The following is a 25258-nucleotide window of genomic DNA, read 5'->3' as shown; positions in this document are numbered from 1 at the left end:
CTTCTTGTGCCAAGCAAAGTACTCCAATGGGAGGTCCAAGAGATGAAGATCCCCCGAAGCTTGTAGAAGCTAACCCCTTAAACCAATCTCTAAACATCAAACCAGAGATTATTACATTGACTTTTGATGAATATATCAAACTTGAAAATGCATCAAAGGGAATTATCATCACACCGCGCTTAAATAAGGACGAAATAGTTTTTACAGCCTTAAAAAATCAAGTAAGCATCAAGCTGAATCAAGAATTGGAAGACAGCACAACTTACGTTTTCAATTTTCAGAAATCGGTAGTGGATATTTCTGAGGAAAATCCTGCCGAAAATCTCAAATTGGTGTTTTCTACAGGCAATTCAATTGATAGCTTAAGTGTCACAGGGAGTATTTCTTACCTTTTTCCCCCCAGTAAACCTGACTTTTCAAATGTCATAGTGGGTATTTACCCTGTGAATGATACAACCGACGTCTTCACCGCTTCACCTTACTACTTAAGCCAAACAGATTCAACAGGTAAATTCTCCATCACAAATATCAAAGCTGGAGACTATTTAGCCTATGCTTGGAAAGACAGTAATGGTACCTTAAAAGCTGAATTTAAATCAGAGGAATACGACTTTCTTTTGGATACACTAACGATCAACAAAAATCTCGAAAACATACAGTTCAATCTCTCAAAGGCTGATCTAACCCCCATTAGAATCATGAGGACAGGTCAATATGGAAATAACTTCGATGTCGTATTAAATAGGATGCCAATTGAAACCACCATTAAGAATGAAGAATTGGGAAAGGAATACTTCTATACTTTATCAGATAATCGAATTAGAATTTATCCTAAAAACCCAACAAACGACAGTATTCCATTCAATATCACCTTGCAAGATTCTGTTGGATTCCAAAAAGACTCCTTAATCTGGGCTAAATTCCCAGAATCAGAACGGAAGCCAGATAAACTCCAAGTCACAGCAAACTCGGGAAAAAGCTTTTACAATACACTCGAAATTGAATTAAAATTCACCAAACCTATTCAATCTATAAACTTTGATTCGCTGTATATCACTTACGATACAGCATCAATAATACCGATAGTACCATCGATGTTACAATTTGCCGACTCTGTTAAACGAGACCTGCTCAAAGTAACCCTAAGCATCCCAGATACCGTAAGCAGAGATGTATTTACGATCAAAGCAAGTGATTCCACTTTCCTCGATATCGAAAATCAGGTCAATGAAACCCTCCTTTCGGCAAATTACAGGAAACTGAAGCGGGAAAACCTAGCAGATGAAATTTCAGGAAGGATCCTGGATGCCAAACCACCTTTTATCGTTCAGTTATTGAATTCCAAAAACGAATTGATACGAGAAGAATTTTTAGAAAATACGGATGCCTATTCGTTTAAATTACTCGAACCAGGCACTTTTAAAATACGCGTAATCGAAGATCTAAATGGAAATAAGCGCTGGGATCCTTCTAATTTTTTACAAAAAAGAAATGCCGAACGAGTATTCTATTTCATCAATGAAGAGAATACGCAAGAACTAATCATCCGAAGTGGATGGACCAGACCAGAGCAAGACATCAAAGCAAATACTCCAACAGGTACTATAAAATCAACAAATACCGCTGTGGAAAATGAGAATTAACCTGTGGAAAACTGCCGCTCAAGTAAAGGATAACTTCAACCTTTTGACAAAAAATCCAAAAAATTACCCAATACCAAATTGAACTGGGGATAACCTGAAATTTGTCAACAGTTACCAGATCAATTGTCCACAGATCATTTAACCACAAGTAGCCTGGGATGAGAAATCCACCAAATTGGCAAAAAACAAATAAGTTGTACCAAATCAACCTCTTACAAGTTGATAATCGGTGGAAAAGATGTCAAGAAAGAAAAAGATTGAACAGATAACGTGTGCCAAACTTTTTAAACAAAGCTTATCAACAAATCCACACCCTTAATAACCTTAATAGTTTATTTATTTAAATAATATACTATAAATATTAGAGGGTGAATTGTGTGGAAAGCTTTTGTGATTCAATTTCCAATTGGGTAATATTAGATTGATAAACCCAAAAACATGAATCTCACCCGCCTCTTTGATTTGATCCCTTATCAGATCGCCACCTACGATAAGGAAGTTGCATTTGCGAGAAAGGAAGAAGGAAGCTGGAAAACCTATTCCTCCAAGGATCTGAAGCGAACAGTTGATAATCTTAGCTTGGCCTTACTTTCCATAGGCATTCAGGCCGGAGACAAGATTGCCCTCATTTCAGAAAATCGTCCGGAATGGAATTTTGTCGATTTTGCTACCCAACAAATCGGGGCAATATCAGTCCCCATGTATCCAACAATAAGTTCAGGGGATTTTGAATACATCTTTGATCATGCAGAAGTGAAGTTGATTTTCGTAGGTGATCAGGAGATCTATTCCAAAGCAGTAAAAGCAGCCGGAGATCGTAAAATCTATTCATTCGATCGCTTGGCCGATGTAGACCATTGGTCCACTTTAGAGCAGAGCGGTGAATCGGGGGATTTGGCAAAATTGGAGGAATCGAAAAATCGAATCGCAGCGGAAGATCTCTTTACCATTATCTATACCTCAGGCACCACTGGCAAACCGAAGGGGGTTATGTTATCCCACAACAATGTCTTGTCGAATGTCTTGGCAGTATCTCAGAGAATCGCTCCCCCGGCCGGTACTTCCAAGGTCTTGAGTTTTCTCCCACTCTGTCATATCTACGAGCGTACTGCCTCATTTTTTTACATTTACTTGGGTTATTCCTCCTACTATGCCGAAAGTTTGGAGAAAATCGGCGAGAACCTAAAGGAAGTACAACCCCATGTGTTCAATACTGTCCCGAGACTTTTGGAAAAAGTGTATGATAAGATCGTTGCCAAAGGTTATGAACTCACCGGAATAAAGAAAACACTCTTTTTTTGGGCCTTGAATTTGGGGCTTCGATATGATCCTGCAGCTGACATGGGAGGCTGGTATGATTTTCAACTTAAACTTGCCAACAAACTGATTTTTTCAAAATGGAGAGAAGCATTGGGCGGAAATGTGATGCAGATCAATTCTGGAGCATCTGCCTTGCAGCCCCGCCTTGCGCGTGTTTTTTGGGCGGCAGGTATACGCGTATGCGAAGGATATGGCCTCACAGAGACCTCGCCCGTAGTCTCTGCCTCACTGGTTACCAAAGAAGGAATCCGAATCGGATATGTAGGTAAACTCATTCAGAATGTTGAGGTAAAAATTGCAGAAGATGGCGAAATTCTAGTCAAAGGACCCAATGTGATGCAAGGATACTACAAAGAGCCTGAAATGACCGCAGCGGTACTCCAAAACGGCTGGTTTCATACCGGAGATATTGGTGAACTGGATGGAGATTACCTAAAAATCACTGATCGCAAAAAAGAAATGTTCAAAACCTCCGGTGGTAAATACATCGCGCCACAGGTTATTGAGAATAAATTCAAAGAATCTCCTCTCATCGAACAGCTCATGGTAGTAGGGGATGGCAAAAATTACCCTGCAGCCTTAATCGTTCCGAGTTTTGAGGGATTGAAGGAATATTGTAAGCGCAAGGATATTCCTTACTTATCTGATTCAGAAATGGTTGCTAATTCCAAAATCCTTGAAAAATTCCAGCAAGAAATCGATGGGCTGAATAAGTATTTCGGAAAGTGGGAGCAGATCAAACGTTTTAAACTACTGGATAAACCTTGGGGAATTGATTCTGGAGAGCTCACTCCTACGATGAAACTGAAGCGAAAAGTCATCCATCAGAAATTTGAAAAGGAAATCGAATCCATCTACCAGGCATAAAAGCCTGGTTTTTTTGTTTTTAATCAAAAAATCACAATTTGATCATACCAAAATATTTTTTGTTCAACATGATTATTCACGCTTTTTATTCTGATTAATTCAGTTTTTTAAAGTTTAATAAATATTATATTTTGATATTTATTAAAAAACCTATGAATTATTTGTGATGCATGCATAACTTTTTTTACCAGATAGTATGCATGCATACAAAATTTCTTTAACTTAGAAGACTTCAAATTCTGCGAGTGTGTCTGAACAAATAAAGCGTTCCTGTGGAAGTTAGGTTTGAGGAATTGGGGTGTGCTAGTACCAAAACAGTCAGGTCAGACCCAAAAGAAATTTCAAAAAGATGAAAAGAGAAGAAACCGTAGACTATCATATCAAAAGCGCTTGGCATGCCATTTCACGCATGTACAATCAGCAGGCAGCGGAGGAGGGATTTACCACGGCTATCGGATTTGTTCTGATTAACATCAATTCCAAAGAAGGAACTCCAGCCACAAAGATCGCCCCGCTAATCGGTCTGGAGACACGCAGCTTGACTCGAATGCTAAAGACCATGGAAGAAAAGGGGCTGATTTATAAAAAAGCAGATCCTCTGGACAAAAGGTCAGTCCGCATCTTCCTCACCGAGGATGGAAAAGACAAGAAAGAAAGGTCCATCAATACGATAATGGACTTCAATCAGCAAGTCCGTGATGTAGTGAGTGAGGAGGAGCTGGAGACATTTTTCGGCGTATTTGCCAAGATCCAGCAGGTCATTGAGCAAGTGAATGAAAGTGAAATAAGTAAACCAATATTTGAATTATAAATCGATTTTCCGCCTGGCGGAATAGACTACCAAAAACCCAAAAAAATGAACAGAACCATTAAGAAAGTAGCCATTTTAGGTTCAGGAGTGATGGGATCGCGCATCGCCTGTCATTTCGCCAATATCGGCGTGCAGGTACTTTTGCTGGACATTGTTCCTTTTGAACTCACCGAAGAAGAGCAGAAAAAAGGAATGACCAAAGAGCATCCCGCGGTTAGAAACCGGATCGTAAATGCAGCTTTGCAAAGTACATTAAAGTCAAACCCATCAGCGATCTACGACAAATCATTTGCAAGTCGGATCACAACCGGAAACTTCGATGATGATCTTCCAAAAATCAAAGACTACGACTGGGTCATGGAAGTAGTTGTGGAGCGATTGGATATCAAGCAGTCTCTTTTTGAAAAAGTAGAAAAATACCGCAAACCTGGTACATTGATCACTTCCAATACTTCAGGTATTCCTATGCACATGATGTGCGAAGGGCGAAGTGAAGATTTCCAGATCAATTTTGCCGGAACGCACTTTTTCAATCCGCCGCGGTATTTGAGACTTTTGGAAATAATACCCGGTCCTAAAACCAATCCCGAAATCATCGATTTTCTCATGAATTACGGGGATAAATTCCTAGGCAAAGAAACCGTACTGTGCAAGGATACCCCGGCTTTTATCGCAAACAGAATAGGTGTGTATGCCATCATCTCAGGAATGCACGCCATCGAAAAGATGGGCTTGTCAGTCTCTGAAGTGGATAAACTTACCGGCCCAATCATTGGCCGTGCCAAGTCAGCCACATTCCGAACCATGGATGTAGTCGGATTAGACACTACGGTAAACGTGGCAAATAACCTCTTCAAAGCCCTTCCGCATGATGAATCTCGCGACAAATTCAAATTGCCTCAGATTGTCGAAGTGTTATACAACAACAAGTGGTTTGGAGACAAAACCGGCCAAGGATACTTCAAAATGATCCGTCACAAAGACGGAACGAAAGAGTTGAAGGAGCTTGACCTGAAGACTTTCGAATACAAAGATGTTGAAAAGCCAAAGTTCAAAGCTCTGGAAGCATCCAAAGAAATAGAGGATCTCAAAAAGCGAATCAAGTTTCTGGTCAATTTCGATGACCGCGCCGGAGAGTTTTACCGGACTTCATTCTACGACTTGTTTAAATATTGTTCCAATCGTATTCCTGAGATTTCCGACGAACTCTATCGAATCGACCAAGCGGTCTCGGCAGGTTTTGGATGGGAATTGGGTCCATTCGAGACTTGGGATATCTTGGGAGTGAAGGAAACTGTTGAGAAAATGGAGGCTGCTGGTGAAAAACCAGCAGCATGGGTTCATGAAATGCTTTCCGCAGGCCATGAAAACTTTTACAAAGTCGATGGAGGAAAAAAACTCTACTACGACATTCCTAGCAAATCCTATCTTGAAATTCCGGGAATCGAGGATTTCATCCTATTGGATACACTGAAATCTGCCGGAAAGAAAATTTGGGGTAATACCGGTACTACTGTCTACGACATGGGTGACGAGGTGATCGGTCTGGAGTTTCATACCAAAATGAACTCCATGGGTGCTGAAGTCATCGAAGGAATCAATACCGCCATCGGAATGGCTGAAAAGTCCTACAAAGGGCTGGTTATAGGCAACGAAGGCGGAAATTTCTCCGCAGGAGCTAATCTTGGAATGCTCTTTATGTTTGCTGGAGATCAGGATTTTGACGAGATCAATATGATGATCGCGCAGTTTCAGAATACAATGATGCGTGCCCGATATTCCTCGATACCAGTAGTTGTGGCTCCACACAATATGGCATTAGGTGGCGGATGTGAGCTTTCGCTTCATTCGGATCACATTCAGGCTCATGCCGAATTGTACATGGGCTTGGTGGAAGTAGGTGTAGGGTTGATTCCAGCAGGTGGAGGTACCAAGGAAATGACTTTGAGATTTTCAAATGGGGTGATCAATGGAGACGTGGAGCTGAATCAGCTGCAGGAGTATTTCATGAATATCGCTACGGCAAAAGTTTCCACCTCTGCGGAAGAAGCTCGAGGTTTGGGATATCTGAGAACAAGTGACGGAATTTCGCTGAACAGAAAGCGTCAATTGGCCGATGCCAAATCTCATGTGTTACGAATGAGTGATATGGGATATACGCAAAAAGTTCAGCAGACCAATGTCAAAGTATTGGGTAAAACTTCTTTGGCACTTTTCGAAGCGGGAATTACCGGAATGCAGTATGGGGCATACATATCTGAGCACGATGCTAAAATCGCGAGAAAATTGGCTTGGGTCATGTCTGGTGGTGACTTGTCTTCACCAACAGAGGTGAGTGAACAATATCTACTGGACTTGGAGCGGGAAGCCTTCTTGAGCTTAACGGGAGAAAAAAAGACTCTGGAACGTATTCACAGTATTTTGTTCAAAGGAAAACCGCTGAGGAATTAGATAGAGTATCAAGGATCAAGACACAAGTATCAAGATTTTAAACCTACAGGTTATGCACAATTTCAAAGATTTAAAAGTATGGCAGAAAGCTGTTGATTTTGCAGTAAAAATTAATTCAATCACCAAGGCTTATCCAAATGATGAAAAATTTGGGCTCGTCTCACAGATGAGAAGAGCGGGTGTTTCGATTCCTTCAAACATAGCTGAAGGATGTGCAAAAACATCCTCAAAGTCATTTGTTAATTCACTCGAGGTGAGTTTAGGTGAAAGCTTTGAATTGGAAACTCAACTGATAATCTCTGAACGAGTAAGAATTCTTGATCCTGAAATTGCAAAGAAAATGGAATTAAATCTTTCAGAATTGCAGCTCATGATTATGGGATTAAAGTCCTCCATTGAGTCAAAATCTTGATACTTCATACCAGCTACTTGATACTCACCTTCAATAATCCAAAACAAATAACGACAAACAAATGGAAGCATATATAATTAACGGATATAGATCAGCAGTAGGTAAGTCAAAAAGAGGGGGATTCCGATTCTATCGTCCCGATGATTTGGCAGCGGATGTGATCAAGCATTTGGTCGCAAATACGCCTGGTCTGGAAACAAAAATGGTGGACGATCTGATCGTAGGCAATGCGGTTCCCGAAGCAGAACAGGGAATGCAGATGGGTCGGATGATTTCCCTTTTAGCCTTAGGAATCGAAAACCCCGGCTTTATCATCAACAGGTATTGTGGCTCTGGATTGGAAGCGATTGCTCTTGCTGTTGGCAAGATCAAAGCCGGAATGGCCGATTGTATTATTGCCGGAGGCACTGAATCTATGTCTTTGGTCCCGATGATGGGCTATAAAACCGCGCTCAATTACAAAATAGCTACTCAGCATCCTTCGTATTACATCAGCATGGGCTTAACTGCCGAAGAGCTAGCAAAGGAATACAGCATCACTCGGGAGGAAGCAGATGCATTTTCAGTTGGATCTCATGACAAAGCCTTGGCAGCCATTGCCAATGGGAAATTTAAGGATGAAATCGTTCCGGTAGAGGTAGAAGAAACCTACCTGGATGAAAAGGGTAAAAAGAAGACTCGAAAATACACAGTCGACACAGATGAAGGACCCCGGGCAGGAACCACCATGGAAGCGCTAGCAGCCTTGAAGCCGGCTTTCAAGAACGGTGGCCAAGTGACTGCTGGTAATTCCTCTCAAACCTCGGACGGAGCAGCATTTGTCGTTGTGATGTCAGAGCGACTGATGAAGTCCCTAGGGCTGGAGCCTGTAGCTCGCATGATGTCTTATGCTGTGGCAGGTGTAGATCCCAGAATCATGGGAATTGGTCCCAAAGAAGCTGTTCCAAAGGCGCTCAAGCAGGCAGGATTGACCTTGAATGACATTGATTTGGTTGAATTGAATGAAGCATTTGCAGCACAAGGCTTGGCAGTGATGAAGTCATTGGATATGAATCCGGATATAGTCAACGTCAATGGAGGTGCGGTTGCTTTGGGTCACCCATTGGGATGTACTGGAGCCAAGCTTTCTATTCAGATTTTCAATGAATTGAGACGGCAAAATAAGAAGTATGGTCTGGTCACAGCCTGTGTAGGCGGTGGTCAAGGAGTAGCAGGAGTGTATGAGTTGTTGAAATAGCACTACTTCGGCCTTAGATATTCATCCTTAGATAGTCATTTTTAAAAATGGCGAAGACTGAATGCTGACTAATGAAGAAAACGAAAAGCAAAAAATATGAACACACTTTCAAAAGCAATCCAAGGAGGTGAATTCCTCGTGAGAGAGACTCCAGCAAAGGATATTTTTATCCCGGAGCAATTTACAGAAGAGCAAAAGATGATGGCTCAGGCTTGTCAGGACTTTATCGATACCGAAATCACTCCCAACATTGAGGCGATTGATGGCATGAAGGATCCAGATTTGGTCCCCTCGATTTTCAAAAAAGCAGGAGAATTGGGTCTGTTGGGAATTTCTGTTCCAGAAGAATATGGAGGAATGGGCATGAGCTTCAATACCTCCATGCTAATCGCAGATATCATCGGCGCTGCTGGCTCTTTTTCTACCACCTATGGAGCACATACAGGCATAGGCACTTTACCAATCCTGTATTATGGTTCTGAAGAGCAAAAGCAAAAATATCTGCCCTTACTTGCTACAGGTGAATGGGCTGCCTGCTATTGCCTCACCGAACCGGATGCTGGATCGGATGCAAATAGTGGAAAAACCAAAGCGGTGCTCTCTCCCGATGGCAAACACTACCTTATCTCCGGGCAGAAAATGTGGATCTCCAATGCTGGATTTGCAGACCTCTTTATCGTTTTTGCCAAAATTGAAGACGATAAAAATCTGACTGCATTCATCGTGGAAAAAACCTTCGGTGGCATTACCATGAATGAAGAAGAGAAAAAGATGGGAATCAAAGGTTCATCCACTCGTCAGGTTTTCTTCAACGACTGCCCTGTTCCTGTGGAAAACATGCTTTCTGATCGACAGAATGGATTCAAAATCGCCGTGAACATTCTCAATATCGGTCGTGTCAAGCTTGGAGCAGGCGTTTTGGGGGGTGTGCGGACCGTGACTACTCATTCCATCAGATATTCTTCTGAGCGAAAGCAATTTGGAGTGAGCATCAATTCATTTGGAGCGATCAAGTCCAAACTGGCTGAAATGGCTATTCGAACCTATGTTTCGGAATCACTTTGTTATCGTGTAGGGCAAGATATTGAGGATCGGATTAATGCCCTGATTGCAGAAGGGATGAACGAAACCGAAGCAAAATTGAAAGGCGTTGAAGCTTTTGCCATGGAGTGTGCCATTGCAAAAATCCACGGCTCTGAGGTTCTTGATTATGTAGTGGATCAGGGAGTACAGGTATACGGAGGTATGGGCTACTCCGCGGAAGCACCGATGGAGCGTGCCTACCGCGACGCTCGAATAGCCAGAATCTACGAAGGCACCAATGAAATCAACAGAATGCTGATGGTCGGCATGCTCTTGAAGCGAGCGATGAAGGGAGAAGTCAACCTATTTGAGCCAGCGATGGCAGTCTCTGCTGAATTGACTTCTGTACCATCCTTCGAGACGATCGATACTTCTGAGCTTTTCGCAGCTGAAAAAGTAGTCCTAAAAAACCTGAAAAAAATATTCCTCATGGTCGGCGGTAAAGCTGCCATGGCACTTCAAGATCGTATCGAAGACGAACAGGAAGTCATGATGAATCTGGCAGACCTGATGATCGAAATCTATGCTGTCGAATCCGCTATTCTCCGGACTGAAAAACTGGTAAGCATCAAAGGTGAAGAAGCCTGCACCAATCAAATCGCCATGTCTCAGGTTTACCTCGCTGAAGCGATCGAAAAAATCAACGCAGCTGCCAAAGAAGCCATTGCAGCATTTACCAAAGCAGATGAGCAGAAAGTAATGTTGATGGGCTTGAAGCGCTATACCAAAGCTGAATTGGTCAATACCAAAGTACTCAGAAGACAGATAGCGGATTACATGATTGCCCAGGGGAAATACCCATTTTAATTTAGAGATAGATTGAGTACCCAAGCCTCCGGTTTTGAATGCGACCGGAGGTTTTTTTTGCGCATTACGAAATCCATTCCGAAAAAAACATCAGGTTTAAGCCCCTTTCACTTGCTGTAAGTTTTTTACAATCAACAAAAAGCCCAATTTAGTAGGGATGAAAAATGCCCACATAACCTCCGCTCTTTCTCTGCTTTTTATTCTTTCCTGTACTCCGGAAAAAAAAGAGTTCGGCGTGGAGATTTCTACCGATGCTAGTCAAATTTTAAAGGGTAGGACGCTTTTCGAAAAGCATTGCTCCACCTGTCATAATTTCAACGAAGATGCCATAGGGCCAAATCTCAGTGGATTGACCCGGCAGATTGAGACCGAATGGATCAGCAACTTTATCAAAAATCCCGCAGCAGCCATCGAAGCAAAAGATCCTCGTGCTGTTGAACTTCTCGCCAAGTACAAAAGCCAAATGCCCGGCTTTCCAGACTTTGCTGATCAGGATATCGATGCAATAGTGAGTTACATGCATACGTTTGAGACGCTACCCATTCCGATCAGCGGAGATACGACTTCCAATCTGATTCCAGATAAAATTCAGGATTCAGGGATCAGGCTGGAGTTGGAGTTTTTTGCTCAGTTGCCCGCTAGTGACTCGGTACCGGCATTGGCAAAAATGACCAAAATGGAGCCAATTCCCGGCACAGATCGCCTGATGATCAATGACCAACGTGTTGGGATTTATGAGCTGGTGGATCAAAAGCCAGTTTTATACCTTGACCTCAAAGCCTCTAGACCGGATATGGTCAGTAAACCGGGTTGGGCGACTGGAGTGGGAAGTTTTGCTTTTCACCCGGACTTTCAGAAAAATGGACTATTCTACACTTCTCATACCGAACCGGGTGGTACCCAGCCATCAGACTTTGGATACACCGATAGTTTGGGTGTTTTCATGCAGTGGGTGTTGACAGAATGGAAAGCCGAAGATCCAGGTGCCCCCACCTTCAAAGGAACTGATCGTGAAATCCTCCGCATTGACAATGCTTCGCAAGCCCACGGAATGCAGGAGTTGACTTTTAATCCTAATTCCAAAAAAGCCGAATCAGACTTCGGTTTGCTTTACATCGGCTATGGAGATGGGGGTACGGCCGAGAAGCGCTTTGCTGCAATATCCAATCACAAGGGCGCAGGAATCTACAGCAGTATTTTGAGAATTGACCCTGCGGGAAAAGACGGAGTCAATGGCGAGTATGGGATTCCCAAAATCAATCCATTCGCTGCAGTAGCTGGAAAAGCAGGTGAGATTGTAGCCTATGGTTTCCGAAACCCCAATCGGATCTTTTGGGATGTAAAAGGACAAATTCATGCCACAGACATCGGTCAGCATAGCATTGAGGAGATCAATCGGATCCAAGAAGGTAAATTCTACGGGTGGCCGATTCGCGAGGGGGCTTTTGCCATCAATCCCTTTGGAAGCTTCCGTGCGCTGTATCCTCTTCCTGGAGACGATGCGAAATTCGGCGTAACTTACCCCCTGATTCAGTTGGAGCATGACGAAACCGTAGCCGTTATTGGTGGCTATACTATGCCCAGCGGACCGCTGAAAGGTAAATTTGTCTTTGGAGACATTCCCTCAGGAAGGTTGTTTTTTGCGGATTTGAGTGAAGCGGAACCAGTCGTGAAGACTTGGGGAGTTACTTTTGAAGGGAAAGAAGTATCCATGCAGACCCTAGTCAATCACGATCGAGTAGATTTGAAGTTTGGGATAGACGCTGAAAAAAATGTCTACATCATGAGTAAAACGGAGGGGAAAATTTTTCGAATCAAGTGAAAAAATGATGAGGAAGGTTCCATTTTCTAAAAGCCAAAAACAAAAAAGTCCAGAATTATCATCTGGACTTTTTCGCTTTAAAAATCGATTCTTTCACTCAGAGTACATCAACTCATAGTATTCCTTGGCCATTCGGTTGCTTTCGAATTCATATCGAACATCGTGCATTCCTGCTTGGACCATGTCTCTCCACTTGCGCTTATTGTCGTAATACATCGGGATGATCTGATTTTCAAGAATATCATACAGGTGTTCCAGATCTTCTTCGTCTTGGTCTTGTACACTAAGATTCTGATAGTCTACTTGAGGAATGATAAAGCAATTCTCCTGATGTCTGGCAAACTCACAAATCCACCCGTCAAAGGTGCTGAAGTTGACTGCACCATTCATAGAAGCTGTCATTCCGCTGGTGCCGGAGGCTTCACGCGGTACACGAGGGTTGTTTAACCATACATCCGAAGCCTGCTTCAGTCGCTTGCTGAGGGTCAATTCATAATCCACGCAGACTGCGACGTTTGAATAGTTTTTGCTCAGGTGAACCAGTTGGTTGAAGACACTGATTGCGCCATAGTCCATCGGATAGGGTTTACCAGCCCAGATGATCTGAATTGGCCGATCCGTATTTCGCATCAAGGCATCAAATCGCCGGATGTCCCGAGTGATCAAGTCGGGTCTTTTGTAAGCTGCAAATCTCCTGGCCCATACGATAGTCAATACATCAGGATCCAGCATTTTCCCGGTTTGGTCAGCTACGATCTCAAATGCCCGCTTTTTCAAATAGCGCTTACGATCATCGAATCCTGGATTATCTCCTTCCTCCATGAATCTGAAGAGTTGCTTATCTGCCCAATAATTCCAGTTTTGCGCATTGGTAATGGATTGAATTTCGGGAATATTGGGATAGTCCCCCCACATTCTGCGGCTGACTTCTCCGTGAAGTTTGCTGACCCCGTTTGCTTTTCGGGCAAAACGTAAGGCAGCCAAACTGTGATTGAAAATGGTACCATCCATTTCGGTCAGTTTTTGAACCTCTTGAACCGAGTACCCGGAGAAAAAGCTCATTTTGTTGAGTAGGAAGTAATCATGTTTCTCATTCCCTGCTTCCTCAGGGGTGTGGGTAGTGAAGACAAGCCGCTTTTGTACTTCAGCTTTACTTCCGAATTTCTTCAGAAGGTAGAATACACTGCTCACCCCATGTGCTTCATTGAGGTGATATACCTCGGGGTTAAAATTCAGTTCATCGATCAATTTGGCTCCACCAATACCCAAAATCATAGACTGCGCGATCTTGGCAGCAGTATCTGCATCATACAGGCGGTGGGTAATGGTCTGACTGAGGTAGTCGTTTTCAGGAAGGTCAGTACTCAGGAGAAAAAGTGGAGCACTCTTAAATGTCGTTGGAGGTAAGTACCAAGCTTTCACCCATACAGGCTGATCATGTACCGGCACGGTGAATTTTATCCCGGTATCTTGTAAGAAGCTGTATGTTTTTTCGTACCACTCAGGCTTTAAGGTTTGATCCTGATTTCTGCCTTGGTCATAGTAGCCGTATTTCCAAAGAATGCCGATTCCAATCAGGTTTTGCTTGAGTTCATAGGCGCTTCGCAAATGGGATCCAGAAAGAAATCCAAGTCCGCCACTGTAGATCTTCAAGGGTTGGTGAATGGCAAATTCCATGGAGAAATAAGCCACTGATTTTGAGAATTCCGGGGCAAGCTCGTAAGGAACTTTATAGTTTCTAAAGTCAGTCATGATATTCAATTTTGAGAGCGATAAGTTAAATCAATTGCTCAAAAAAGTCTCATTAAATAATTATTGAGCTTAATTTTTCCCAGCTATCTGGAATATTCCCCACACCAAATAGGAACCGATAAATGCTGCAGGAAGTACAATAACCAGCCCTAACAGCAGCTCGAAGGGCAACATGTCATGGGAATTGATATCACGAGCCAGATCATAAAGTATCTTGGAAAGCATGCCCAAAACCACTCCAAAGCTGATCAGCAGGGCTATAAACCCGGGGGATTTTTTTCGAAGAGAGAAAGAAATTGCAGCGCCGACAAAAGCTCCTGGAGCTAAAAAGAAGTATATCACTCGGGAAAACTCCCCTTTTTCGGAAAAGTCAGCCATCCAATATCCTATGGCTCCAATCACTAATCCAAGTGCTATAGTAGGGAGGTGTTTCTTTTGGATCATAAGCAAACTGTTGGGAATTTGGAATAGTCTTTACTCTTAAGCTTTTGACATTCAAATTCCCAACGTTTGCGATTGGCTGTGGGTTATACTTATTTGTCCTAAGCCAAAGATAGTCGTGCAGCTCGATCCGGGTCATTTTTTACTTCTGAACTGTCGTTGAGTACCATCACTTCACCTCCTTGCGCGGTGAATTTAGGCCAGTTCGGAAGTGCTCCGGCGTTTGGATTTCCAGTTTTCATAAAAGCCAGAAGCGATGCTGACATCTTCTCAGAAAGAACTCTGGGTCTCTTGCCTCCTCCGGTGTGCGTGTACATTCGGTCCGTATTATCAAACCAAAAACAGATGTCAATACAGTGGAATGCACGCATTCTTCCATTGTAAAGATTAGGCTCCCAGCCAAACCAAGCCATGTATACGGGCGCATTCTGTTTTACTTTGGCATTGCCGCAAGCGACAGCATTTGCTCGGTTTGAGGCAGCTAGGGTCATGATTTCCGCTGGTTTTTTTCCGGGAAAATTAGCCGCATACGCTTTGTAAACTTCTCCTGATTTGTCTCCAAACCGCTGCTTCATGGCTTCGATAATCTCAGCTTCTCCGGCTGCTTCAAGCTTTGCATTGGTGCGGGTAGCACTCCATTCGTGGAAAGTTGTACAGATCATCAGTGGCATTTCTGCCGTGTGGTCATTTGGATCGGAGAAAAACTCTCCTTTTGGTACATGTACACCATCTGCCACGGGTCCAAATCCTCCTCTGAACCCAGGTTGAGGATTTTCTTTCCGCATGCGCTCCAGAGCTTTGTTTGCAAGGTCAATGTATTCGCGCCAAGAAATCTCCTGAAGCTTGTCCAGAGTTGCTGGGCTTAGTCCGGCTTCTTCCATGACATATTGCCCAAGTTTGCGGCTGTATTCTTGATCATTGGCCCGAAGCATGCTTCCGCTGAGTGCGACTCCCTTGTGGACTAGTCCCTTAGAAGCTGGCATAGCCATCGTGCAGGTGACTTTTGCTCCTCCTCCGGATTGACCCATGATGGTGACATTGCCCGGGTCACCACCGAAGTTGGCAATATTATCCCTCACCCAGTGAAGCGAAGCGATAATGTCTAGCTGACTGACATTGCCTGAAGAAGCGTATTTTTCCCCTCCTACTCCGGATAAATCCGTAAATCCGATTGGCCCCAATCTGTGATTGATGGAAACGAAAACTGCGTCGCCTTTTTTGGCAAAGTTTTCTCCATGGTAGCCGTCTTGTTCGATTCCGTTGCCATTGGTAAATCCTCCGCCATGAAGCCACACCAAAACTGGACGCTTTTTGCCGTCTGCCAGTGCATTGGTCCAGACATTCAGCTTGAGGCAATCTTCGGAGACATCGTCATAGTTCCAATGATCCGCAAAAGAATAATGGACAGCAGCATAGCGATTGTCCATGATCTGTGGGGCAGTATTTCCCCACCAGATCGTATCCTTGATTCCTTCCCATTTTTCAGGCTTCTGTGGAGGCATAAATCTATTTTTCCCAGCAGTATTTGCACCATAAGGCACCCCAAGAAATGTATAAACCCCATTCAGTTGATAGCCTCGGATTTTTCCGAAACTGGTATCTGCGATAGCGATGTCATCTCCGATTTTCAGGTATTGTTCATCATCTGCCTCAGGGGCGGGTTGAGAAAGTGAAGTAGCATTCACCGCAAATGGAGCCGCTGCAATGCCGGCAGTCCCCAGCCCGATTTTCTGCAAAAAGTCACGTCGATTATTTTTCATAAAGGTCTTAGGTTTAGGGTTAATTCTATTGTCTCAATTTGTGTAAATGGAATTTTTAATCCTAATCCGGGGATTCTTTTTATTTTGATCATTCAATTGGGTTATAAACGGTTAACTGTAAGGATTTATGAAATTTTACAAAAGGTTCTTTTTTGGCTTGGTTTGGTTGATAAGTTCATCGATAGCCTTTTCTCAAGAAAAACCAGGCTACTTCATGCATCCCGATGTACATGAAAATACCGTCGTTTTTGTGGCGGAAGGGGATCTGTGGAAAACTTCCCTGAGCGGTGGCGAAGCTATCCGTCTGACGACACATGCAGGAGACGAAAGTTCTCCCAAGATTTCCCCCGATGGGAAATGGGTTGCCTATGCCGCCACATACGAGGGTCCTACTGAAGTATACTTGATTCCGGTTATGGGCGGTTTGCCCCGCAGGCTGACTTATGAACCCGCCACTTCGATCCCGACTGACTGGAAATCTCCCACTGAACTTGCCTATGTGACCAATCAATATTCCACCTTGCCTCGCTTGAATACCGTGGTGGTAAACATTGAAAATGGAGCAAAATCGATCATTCCGCTGGAAATGGCAGCCGAGGGAAGCTTCAATGCTTCTGGGGACACCTACTTTTTTGTCCGCCCGACTTTTCACAACAATGTCACCAAGCGCTACCAAGGAGGCACCGCCCGTCAACTTTGGAAATTTACCTCGGGACAAGCTGAAGCCGTAAAACTCACCAACGACTACAAGGGAGAGGATCATCATCCGATTTACCACCAAGGTCGGGTTTACTTCCTCTCCTCCCGAGATGGAATCCAAAATGTCTGGTCCATGAATGAAAACGGATCTGACCTGAAGCAGCATACCAAGCAGCCTAACTTTGATGTCCGGGAAGCCTCCATCCACGGGAATAATCTAATTTATCGGGCTGGAGCGGATCTTTTTCAGTATGATTTGCAATCGGGTCAAGATAAAAAACTAACGATCTCACTCACCTCTGACTTTGAGCAGCTACGCGAGTATTGGATTGACAATCCAGCTAATTACATCAGCAATATCTCCCTCAGTAATGACGGTGAAAAAGTGGCATTGACAGCACGTGGACGCGTATTTGTCTTTCCAGTGAAGCAGGGAAGATCCCTTCGTCTTAGCCAAAAAGATGGGGTACGCTACCGGGACGCTGTTTTTTCTCCTGACGGAAAAGACATCATGACCTTTTCGGACGAGAGCGGGGAATTTGAAGTCCATCAATATTCAGGTTTGGGTCTGGATCAAGGGAAAAAGTTAACATCCGATGGGAATACCCTGAGATTTGGACTTTTACCCTCTCCAGATGGGAAGAAATTAGCTTACTACGACCTAAACAATGCGCTCTGGATTCAGGATTTGGCCTCTGGCAAAAAAACCAAAGCCAATGTGGGGGATGAAGACCTCAGTGGCGCGATGGCTTGGTCTCCTGATGGCAAATGGTTGGCTTATGGCCAAGCAGCTTCCAATACCTTTATGCAGCTGTTCATTTTCAATCCGGAATCCGGTAAGCGAATCCCGCTCACTTCTGATCGTACCAACAGCATGAATCCGCAATGGAGTCCTGACGGAAAGTGGATTTACTTTATGTCTGACCGGAATTTTGAGTCGAGAATCGGATCGCCATGGGGTACTCGACAGCCTGAGCCTTTCTGGGAAAAGCAGATAAAAATCTATCAGGTGGGTCTGAAATCTGGCTTGGTTTCTCCATTTCAACCTAAAAATGAACTGAAGCCAGCCGAAGAGAAGAAATCTGAGGGCCCAGTGGTGGTCACTGTGGAGGAGTCAGGATTGATGGAACGGGTACGTGAAGTCCCTATCCCTGCAGGAAACTACAAAAACCTGGTGGTAACTGACAAAGCCCTGTACTACCATCGCGTCGGGCCCGGAATGGGAATCTACTTTGGCGGTGGAGCATCAAATGACGATAATCCGGCTCTGATGATGACCCCCATCGATGAGAAAGCCGAGCAAAAGGTTTTTGTGGATAAGGTCAATAGCTTTATCACTTCGCTGAACAACAAGTATGCAGTCCTCCGCATAGGAGCCAATCATTACGTTGTTGAATTAGGCACATCGCCCCTTTCCGACCTGTCCAAAAATCAGCTTACTTTAAGTGGATGGAAGTTTTCAGTTGATCCACGGGAAGATTGGAAGCAGATCTATACAGATGCTTGGCGAATGGAGCGGGACTACTTCTACGACCGGAATATGCACGGGGTGGACTGGGATGCGATGTATGAGAAGTATCTCCCGCTAGTCGATCGAGTGACCACCCGTCGGGAGCTTTCAGACGTGATGGGTGAGCTGATCGGCGAGTTGAGTGTACTTCACACTTCTGTGGGTGGTGGAGATCTGCGAAACGGAAACGATCAGATTCAATTTGGGATGCTAGGAGGGAGATTTTCCAAAAATGAAAAGCTGAAGGGCTACACGATCGATCATATTTTCAAAAGCGACCCGGACTATCCGGATGAGATGTCTCCTCTCTCCCACCCGGATCTGAATATTTCCGTGGGTGACGTGATTACTCATATTGACGGAGTAGCGGTACTGGACGCTCCTGATCTCTTGTATTTGCTCCGAGACAAAGCCAATAAGCAAGTCCGAATCAAAGTCCTAAGCGGTGCAGGCGTAGACAAAGGTGACCGGATCATCATTCCGATGACCTCTCAACAAGAATCCAATCTTCGCTACAACGAATGGGAATATACCCGTCGCTTGATGGCAGAAGAAAAATCAAATGGGGAAATTGGCTATGTACACTTGCGAGCGATGACTGCACCGGATATCGGACAGTGGTACCGGGATTTCTATCCACAGTTTAAGAAGTCCGGCTTAGTGATCGATGTGCGTCAAAACAGAGGTGGAAATATCGATTCCTTTATTTTGGAAAAGCTGATGCGGGAGGTTTTCTTCTATTGGAAGGGCAGAACAGGTGAACCCTATTGGAACATGCCGTATGCTTTCCGTGGGCATTTGGTCCTGCTGGTGGATGAGTTTACCGCTTCTGATGGAGAAGCGTTTGCCGAAGGCTTCCGCAGACTCGACTTAGGTCAAGCAATCGGTGCTCGAACTTGGGGTGGAGAAGTATGGCTATCGGGAGTGAATACCCTCACCGACAATGGAGTGGCTCGTGCTCCGATGAATGGGGTATATGGTGTGGTAGATGAAGATACCAACCAAAGTACAGAGTGGCTGATCGAAGGCGTCGGATTTATCCCAGACATCGAAGTGATCAATATGCCAAAGGCGACTTTTGATGGAAAGGATGCACAGCTGGAAGCTGCGATAGAGCATTTGAAGGGATTGATCAAAGCCGACCCGAGACCAGTTCCCCAAGTGCCGGAGTATCCGGATAAGCGTTTTAAGAATGGGAAGAACTGATTTTAGAAAGAGTTCAGTGTACACACCGAGCTAGGCTAAGTAGGCCTACCAAACAGGCAAGCAAAAGAGGAAAGTCAATCTGGCTTTCCTCTTTTGCTTTAACCAATTATTCCATCTCCGTTGATGTCTTTTCCGCTTTGCTCTTCGAGTACTTTGAGTGTTTTGATCAATACTTCCTGAGTTTTGCGAAGCTCATTTTCCAAATAAGCAACTCGGGCCTCCAAAGATGAGGCTCGGGAGTCATGGTTAGAGATTTGGCTTTGTTGGATGAGGTTCCAGAATAGTCCCATTTGATTTTTTCGTTTGGTTTTTTTTTGATAAAGTTTTTTGTTGCGCTATCGGACAAGATTAGGTCGATGGTTGAATAGAAATGTTGAGGTCGGTTTTTGAAATAGGTAATGCTCTTATTCGTATCCCTGTGGCAGCAAAAATAGCATTAGTCACTGCAGGGGCAATCACGGGAGTACTGGGCTCTCCGGCTCCACCGGGAGGATTGTCGCTAGCAAGGATATGGGTCTCAATCTTGGGAGCATCAGCCATACGAGTGACTGGGTAATCATGGAAATTGCCTTGAACAACTGCCCCATTTTCTATCGTGATTTCACCGGACATGGCAGCCGACAGTCCATAGATAATGCCGCTTTCCATTTGAGCGATAAATCCATCCGGATTTACTACAATCCCAGGATCTGCTACGCACACGACTCGATGAACTTTCAATTTGCCTGACTGATCCACTTCTACTTCGGCTACCTCAGCCACGATGGAGCCAAAGGAATGGTGGATAGCCACACCTCGACCCCAATTAGGTGGAAGTGGTGAGGTCCAATTGGACTTTTCAGCAACCGCATCCAAAACTCTCTGGAACCTTGGATTGGAGGCGGTGAGTTTTTTCCGATAGGCCAAAGGATCCATTTTGGCAGTATGTGCCAATTCGTCGATGAAAGATTCAGAATAAAATCCGTGGGTAGAGTGATCCACGCTTCTCCAGTTTCCCCAAGGTACCAGAGAGGAAGGACTAGAGTAACGGATGAGTTGGTTGGGTACTTCGTAGGGGATATCTGCAGCCTCAGGAGGATGGTGTCTGAAGATGAACTGGCTTTGATAAGCCAAGGGATACCCAGAGTCATCCAAGACTGCCTTCATCCGGCTGATTCCCAGTTCACGATATACATCATGCTGGATATCTTCCTCCCGGGACCAAATGAGTTTTACAGGGAAATCCACTTCCTTGGCAATCCGGGTGGCTTGCAGGATCACATCTGTTTCCGATCTTCTGCCAAACCCGCCTCCCAGTAATTGATTGTGGACGATCACTTTTTCCTGGTCGATTTGTAGCTCTTCGGCGACTGCGGCTGCTACCCCAAGTGGGTTTTGACTTCCACACCATACTTCAGCTTCTCCACCTTTTACCCAGACTGTACAATTCATGGGCTCCATGGTGGCGTGCGCCAAAAAAGGGACCTGATATTCTGCTTCCACAACTTGCGAGGCCTTACCAAACACGGGATGGACATCCCCGGATTTTAGATGGGTCTCCAAATTATCCTCTTTTAGCGCCTGATCCATTTCTGCCTTGTATCCAGCGACAATATCTGCTTGGCTTGAGCCATTTTTTTCGTTGATTTCGAAGCTGACTTCCAAGGAATTCAAAGCTGTTTTTGCTTGCCAATAGCCATCTGCGATGACAGCCACGGCGTTACCTAGGTTTACAATTTTGATCACACCTTCTTTGCTCTCAATGGAGGTATCCACTGAAAGGACCTTACTCCCAAAAACCGGTGAAGCAGCCACGGTGGCATATTTCATTCCTGGAATATCCACATCGATTCCAAAGATGGCGGCTCCAGTTACCTTGGCGGGAATATCGAATCTAGGTTTGGATGTGCCGATTAGTGTAAACTCTTCAGCCGACTTGAGTTTAGGCTTGCTTGGGACTTTGAACTTGGCTGCTTCTGGTGCTATTTCACCAAACGTGATGGATTTTTTCGATGCTGAATGAGTGATTAGGCTATTTTTGACCGAAAGCTCTCCGGTTGGAACTCCCCATTTTTCTGCTGTAGCTTGCACCAGCATGGCTTTTGCCGCTGCACCCGCTACTCGCATTGCCTGCTGGCCTGTAAATCTCACCGAAGCACTGCCACCTGTAATTTGGAAATTCATCGATTTCACGGCAGTGAGAAAAACACCATCTATCGTCTGGTCCAAGAATTTTGGAAATTCTGCATTTCCGGCGATGAAGCCTTTAGCTACCGCATAATTGGCATATTCTTTTACCGCAGGAGCCTCTTCAAATTTTACTTTGGACCAATCTGCGTCCATCTCTTCAGCCAGCATCATCGCCAAAGCAGTATGCACTCCTTGACCCATCTCAGCATGCGGGATGATGGCAGTTACGGTATCATCTGGTGCGATTTTCAGCCAAATATTCATCATCGCTTCTCCTTCATTGGCCATGTATCCGGCTACTTTAGAGGCTCGGTTTCCGGGCCGAATCGCGATGCCCAAAACTAGTGTGCCACCAGCCAATACTCCGGCTCCAATAAATGCTCTTCTAGTCCACTTTTTCATGGGATAATTGGGTTAGGGGTGGAGGATTGGAGTGCTTCAGAGGCTCGTTTGATAGCGGATTTAATTCGACCATACATGCCGCAGCGGCAGATATTTCCAGACATAGCCAGGTCAATTTCTTCATCTGAGGGATTTGGGTTAGCATCCAAAAGAGCCACAGCCGACATGATTTGTCCGGATTGGCAATACCCGCATTGAGGGGTTTGTTCAGCAATCCAGGCTTGTTGCACGACGTGAAGCGTATCAGGGTTAGGGGCAATACCTTCGATGGTCGTGATGTTTTTTCCTTCCGTACTCAGAGCCGGAGTGATGCAGGAGCGAATCGGTTGACCGTCGAGATGAACTGTGCAGGCACCACACTGAGATATCCCGCAGCCAAATTTGGTACCGGTGAGTTTGCACTGCTCGCGAATGACCCAAAGCAAGGGCATTCCTGCTGGGGCATTTACTTCGAATTCCTTTCCGTTAATCGTCAATCTGGTCATGATTCAGGCAAATTATTGGTCAATACTAAGGTAAAATGGGGGATCAAAGGGTTTCAATTGAGTCAATTTAGTCAAAACAAAAATCTGAAGATAGCGATGCTAGGTAATAGGTGACCCGATTTTGGGAAAGAAGCGATTGGCGGATTTTGTGGGAGAAAGAGATCATTTCAATAGCTAAGAATTTGTACTAGAATCAATTTCCTGATCGATGATTTGAAGGAGTTTATTGAAGAAAACTAACAAGGCTTTTTCATCATTTATTGCATCAATCCTCCAGGAATCTACATTGCTTAGGATATCTTCCACTAGTCTATTCTGAAACAACCAATCGTAATCGGAAGTGTAAGATCCTTTAGGAAAATCTTTGTACTCACCATCTGCTAGGATTCGATTCGAGGAACTGATTTTACCATCAATGGCTGGCCAAAGCCGGTTGATGATAAGGCTTTTTACCACATCAAATTCCTCCAATCCATCGACTACTTCGCCTTCAAAGGAAGTCAACATGGATTTTAATTCTTCATTTCGCAGGTAATCCAAATTACCAGAGGAGATAATTGATTTGATATAACCGTTTCTGACTTCAAAGGTGTACACCGTTTCGGCATTGAAAAGCAAAGTATCCAGTGTTGTGGAAGGAATTGTTGATATGTCTGTTCCGAAAAGGCGTAAGAGTTCGAAGCAACACTGATGTGCGAGTTCATGATAAGAAATATCTGTTTCAAGATTTTGAATGTTCAAAACCAGTTCCGTACGAAGGTTTTGGAGAATGGTTTGTTCAGCGATTCGGATTTTGCGTTGCTCGTTCCAGTTATTTACTTGAAGTGCCAAAAGGATTCCAACCATGACTAAGGCGATCTCTCCCACCGCATAGGCCAGATATCGGGTTACTTGATTCTGAGAAAGGAGTTTTTGTCGGATTTTGCGGAAGAGGGAAATCATAGGCTATTTCTCAAAAGGAACATTTACAGGTCTCAACAGCCCTCCACGCATCACATGGGTAATTGATCGGAAATTGCTTGCATCCGTCGAGGGATCTTTTTCCAAGATGATCAGATCAGCCATTTTGCCGACTTCCAAGGTGCCAAAATCGTCTATTCTTCTCATGGCCTTAGCTCCGTTTTGGGTGGCTATAGTGATCAAATCTTTGGCAGGGATCCCTGCTTTCTGCATGGCTTCCAGCTCATCATATACCGAAATTCCATGGAGGGTTCCTGGATTCCCTGCATCGGTGGATAGCGCGATAGTAATTCCTGCTTCATAGAGCAGCTTAAGGTTGGCGTACATGATGGATTTTAGCTTTTCGTCAGTTTCTTCTGTTGACTTGATCATATCCTCAAATTTTTCCGGGCCTTGATAGTACTTAAAAAATGATTGGGAAGCCTGAAGCAAATTTCTAGTTTCAGGATCTACCACTTGATTAGGGTCATTTAAGGGAAATTCTCCTAGGAGCGATTTGAAGGCTATGGAATAGCCCGGCACAACGACCAAAGTGGGGCATAAGATGACCCCTGATTCCTTGGCCAGCCGGATAAATTCTTCATCGACCAGCTGATCATCCACACTATGCACCAAGACCTTTGCACCAAGCCGAATTGCCTCTTTGGCTTGATCCAGATCTGTGGCATGGACGATCAGTTGATTGCCCTGAAGCGGGATTTCTGTAGCCACTGCCCGAAGGCTTTGCATGAACGTGGAGTCCTTTAAGTTTAAGCTCCAGATTTTGATTCCGGTGGAGCCGAGGTTGGAATTCTTTTGGACGAATTCTTTTCCAAATTCAGGAGAAGTCAGGGCCAGCATCTGTCTGGCAGGAGGGACATTGAAGATGTCCAGTCGGTCTTGTGGAAATGGTGTAAGTAATGGTCCCGCAGCGGCTACATGGGGCGCATTGAGGTTGGTTTCGGCAGATTTGGACAAATCCACGATCCATTCAAATCCTCCCACATCATACACTGCGGTCACCCCTGAGCGGAGGTAGCTTTCCAGATACGGGTTGGGATTTCTTTTTAACCTAGCCTGAAGGCTATCAAATCGAAGTGTGTCCCGGATATCCAGCGCATCTGGACGACCGTCGAAAAAGCCGGTTTGGGAAAAGTGAACATGAGCATCGACTAGCCCTGGTGTGATAAACTTTCCTGTGACATCAATCTGGTTGGCATTTTCGGGGATTTCGACTTCCGAACCTCCAATAGCGGCAATTTTTCCATCCTGAAGAATAATGACACCGTTGGAAATGGAATTCCCTGTGCCATCAAAAAGCGTTGCACCATGCAATACGGTGATTTTGGAATCTTGAGAAGGGCTCTGTGTACAAGCCGCCAGAATCAGGATTCCAAGCATGGGTAGTAGCGAAAGTTTTTTCATAAGTTTTTGACGGATTT

At 44.4% G+C, this 25258-nt stretch carries 17 protein-coding genes; 9 read left to right on the top strand and 8 right to left on the bottom strand.

Annotated elements, in window-relative coordinates; all coding sequences use genetic code 11:
• Positions 1-26: 26 nt before the first annotated feature.
• The 8 genes from DK188_RS00725 to DK188_RS00685 all read left to right on the top strand — a co-directional run bounded on the left by DK188_RS00725 (position 27) and on the right by DK188_RS00685 (position 12453).
• Positions 27-1643, top strand: coding sequence for an Ig-like domain-containing domain (locus DK188_RS00725; protein ID WP_111668868.1), 1617 nt, complete (start codon positions 27-29; stop codon positions 1641-1643).
• A gap of 438 nt (positions 1644-2081) precedes the next feature.
• Entirely contained in the window at positions 2082-3830 is a 1749-nt protein-coding gene (locus tag DK188_RS00715) for an AMP-dependent synthetase/ligase (protein ID WP_111668866.1), read from the top strand.
• 349 nt (positions 3831-4179) lie between these two features.
• The gene (locus DK188_RS00710; RefSeq protein WP_111668865.1) at positions 4180-4641 is read left to right on the top strand and encodes a MarR family winged helix-turn-helix transcriptional regulator; all 462 of its coding nucleotides are present in this window, start codon (positions 4180-4182) and stop codon (positions 4639-4641) included.
• Between the two features lie 45 nt (positions 4642-4686).
• Positions 4687-7092 carry a 3-hydroxyacyl-CoA dehydrogenase/enoyl-CoA hydratase family protein gene (locus DK188_RS00705; RefSeq protein WP_111668864.1) on the top strand — a complete coding sequence of 802 codons (2406 nt, stop codon included), beginning with the start codon at positions 4687-4689 and terminating at the stop codon, positions 7090-7092.
• Positions 7093-7144: 52 nt separating this feature from the next.
• Complete coding sequence (locus tag DK188_RS00700) at positions 7145-7504, top strand: four helix bundle protein (protein ID WP_111668863.1); 360 nt, start codon at positions 7145-7147, stop codon at positions 7502-7504.
• A 61-nt stretch (positions 7505-7565) separates the two neighbouring features.
• Positions 7566-8741, top strand: coding sequence for a thiolase family protein (locus DK188_RS00695; RefSeq protein ID WP_111668862.1), 1176 nt, complete (start codon positions 7566-7568; stop codon positions 8739-8741).
• 96 nt (positions 8742-8837) lie between these two features.
• The gene (locus DK188_RS00690) at positions 8838-10631 is read left to right on the top strand and encodes an acyl-CoA dehydrogenase family protein (protein WP_111668861.1); all 1794 of its coding nucleotides are present in this window, start codon (positions 8838-8840) and stop codon (positions 10629-10631) included.
• Positions 10632-10788: 157 nt separating this feature from the next.
• Positions 10789-12453, top strand: coding sequence for a PQQ-dependent sugar dehydrogenase (locus DK188_RS00685; protein ID WP_111668860.1), 1665 nt, complete (start codon positions 10789-10791; stop codon positions 12451-12453).
• A 93-nt stretch (positions 12454-12546) separates the two neighbouring features.
• On the opposite strand, the gene glgP is transcribed toward DK188_RS00685, so the two are convergent.
• The 3 genes from glgP to DK188_RS00670 all read right to left on the bottom strand — a co-directional run bounded on the left by glgP (position 12547) and on the right by DK188_RS00670 (position 16406).
• Positions 12547-14205, bottom strand: coding sequence for an alpha-glucan family phosphorylase (gene glgP / locus DK188_RS00680; protein ID WP_111669359.1), 1659 nt, complete (start codon positions 14203-14205; stop codon positions 12547-12549).
• 69 nt (positions 14206-14274) lie between these two features.
• The gene (locus tag DK188_RS00675) at positions 14275-14649 is read right to left on the bottom strand and encodes a hypothetical protein (protein ID WP_111668859.1); all 375 of its coding nucleotides are present in this window, start codon (positions 14647-14649) and stop codon (positions 14275-14277) included.
• Positions 14650-14747: 98 nt separating this feature from the next.
• Positions 14748-16406 (bottom strand): carboxylesterase/lipase family protein, encoded by a 1659-nt coding sequence (locus DK188_RS00670; RefSeq protein WP_111668858.1) that lies wholly within the window; start codon positions 16404-16406, stop codon positions 14748-14750.
• Positions 16407-16533: 127 nt separating this feature from the next.
• Here DK188_RS00670 and DK188_RS00665 point away from each other — a divergent pair, with 127 nt between their 5' ends.
• The gene (locus tag DK188_RS00665; RefSeq protein WP_111668857.1) at positions 16534-19821 is read left to right on the top strand and encodes a S41 family peptidase; all 3288 of its coding nucleotides are present in this window, start codon (positions 16534-16536) and stop codon (positions 19819-19821) included.
• Between the two features lie 98 nt (positions 19822-19919).
• Here the strand turns inward: DK188_RS00665 and DK188_RS00660 are convergent, their stop codons facing one another.
• The 5 genes from DK188_RS00660 to DK188_RS00640 all read right to left on the bottom strand — a co-directional run bounded on the left by DK188_RS00660 (position 19920) and on the right by DK188_RS00640 (position 25241).
• Positions 19920-20111, bottom strand: coding sequence for a hypothetical protein (locus DK188_RS00660; RefSeq protein ID WP_111668856.1), 192 nt, complete (start codon positions 20109-20111; stop codon positions 19920-19922).
• A 58-nt stretch (positions 20112-20169) separates the two neighbouring features.
• The gene (locus tag DK188_RS00655; protein ID WP_111668855.1) at positions 20170-22392 is read right to left on the bottom strand and encodes a xanthine dehydrogenase family protein molybdopterin-binding subunit; all 2223 of its coding nucleotides are present in this window, start codon (positions 22390-22392) and stop codon (positions 20170-20172) included.
• Positions 22389-22877, bottom strand: coding sequence for a (2Fe-2S)-binding protein (locus DK188_RS00650; RefSeq protein WP_111668854.1), 489 nt, complete (start codon positions 22875-22877; stop codon positions 22389-22391). Before DK188_RS00650 ends, DK188_RS00655 begins: the two co-directional genes overlap by 4 nt.
• 174 nt (positions 22878-23051) lie before the next feature.
• The gene (locus tag DK188_RS00645) at positions 23052-23819 is read right to left on the bottom strand and encodes a hypothetical protein (RefSeq protein WP_111668853.1); all 768 of its coding nucleotides are present in this window, start codon (positions 23817-23819) and stop codon (positions 23052-23054) included.
• 3 nt (positions 23820-23822) lie between these two features.
• Positions 23823-25241 carry an amidohydrolase family protein gene (locus tag DK188_RS00640; protein ID WP_111669358.1) on the bottom strand — a complete coding sequence of 473 codons (1419 nt, stop codon included), beginning with the start codon at positions 25239-25241 and terminating at the stop codon, positions 23823-23825.
• Between the last annotated feature and the right edge of the window lie 17 nt (positions 25242-25258).

It is taken from the genome of Algoriphagus litoralis (assembly GCF_003259255.1).
GTDB lineage: Bacteria > Bacteroidota > Bacteroidia > Cytophagales > Cyclobacteriaceae > Algoriphagus > Algoriphagus litoralis.
This window is presented reverse-complemented; position numbering and strand designations above follow the sequence as displayed.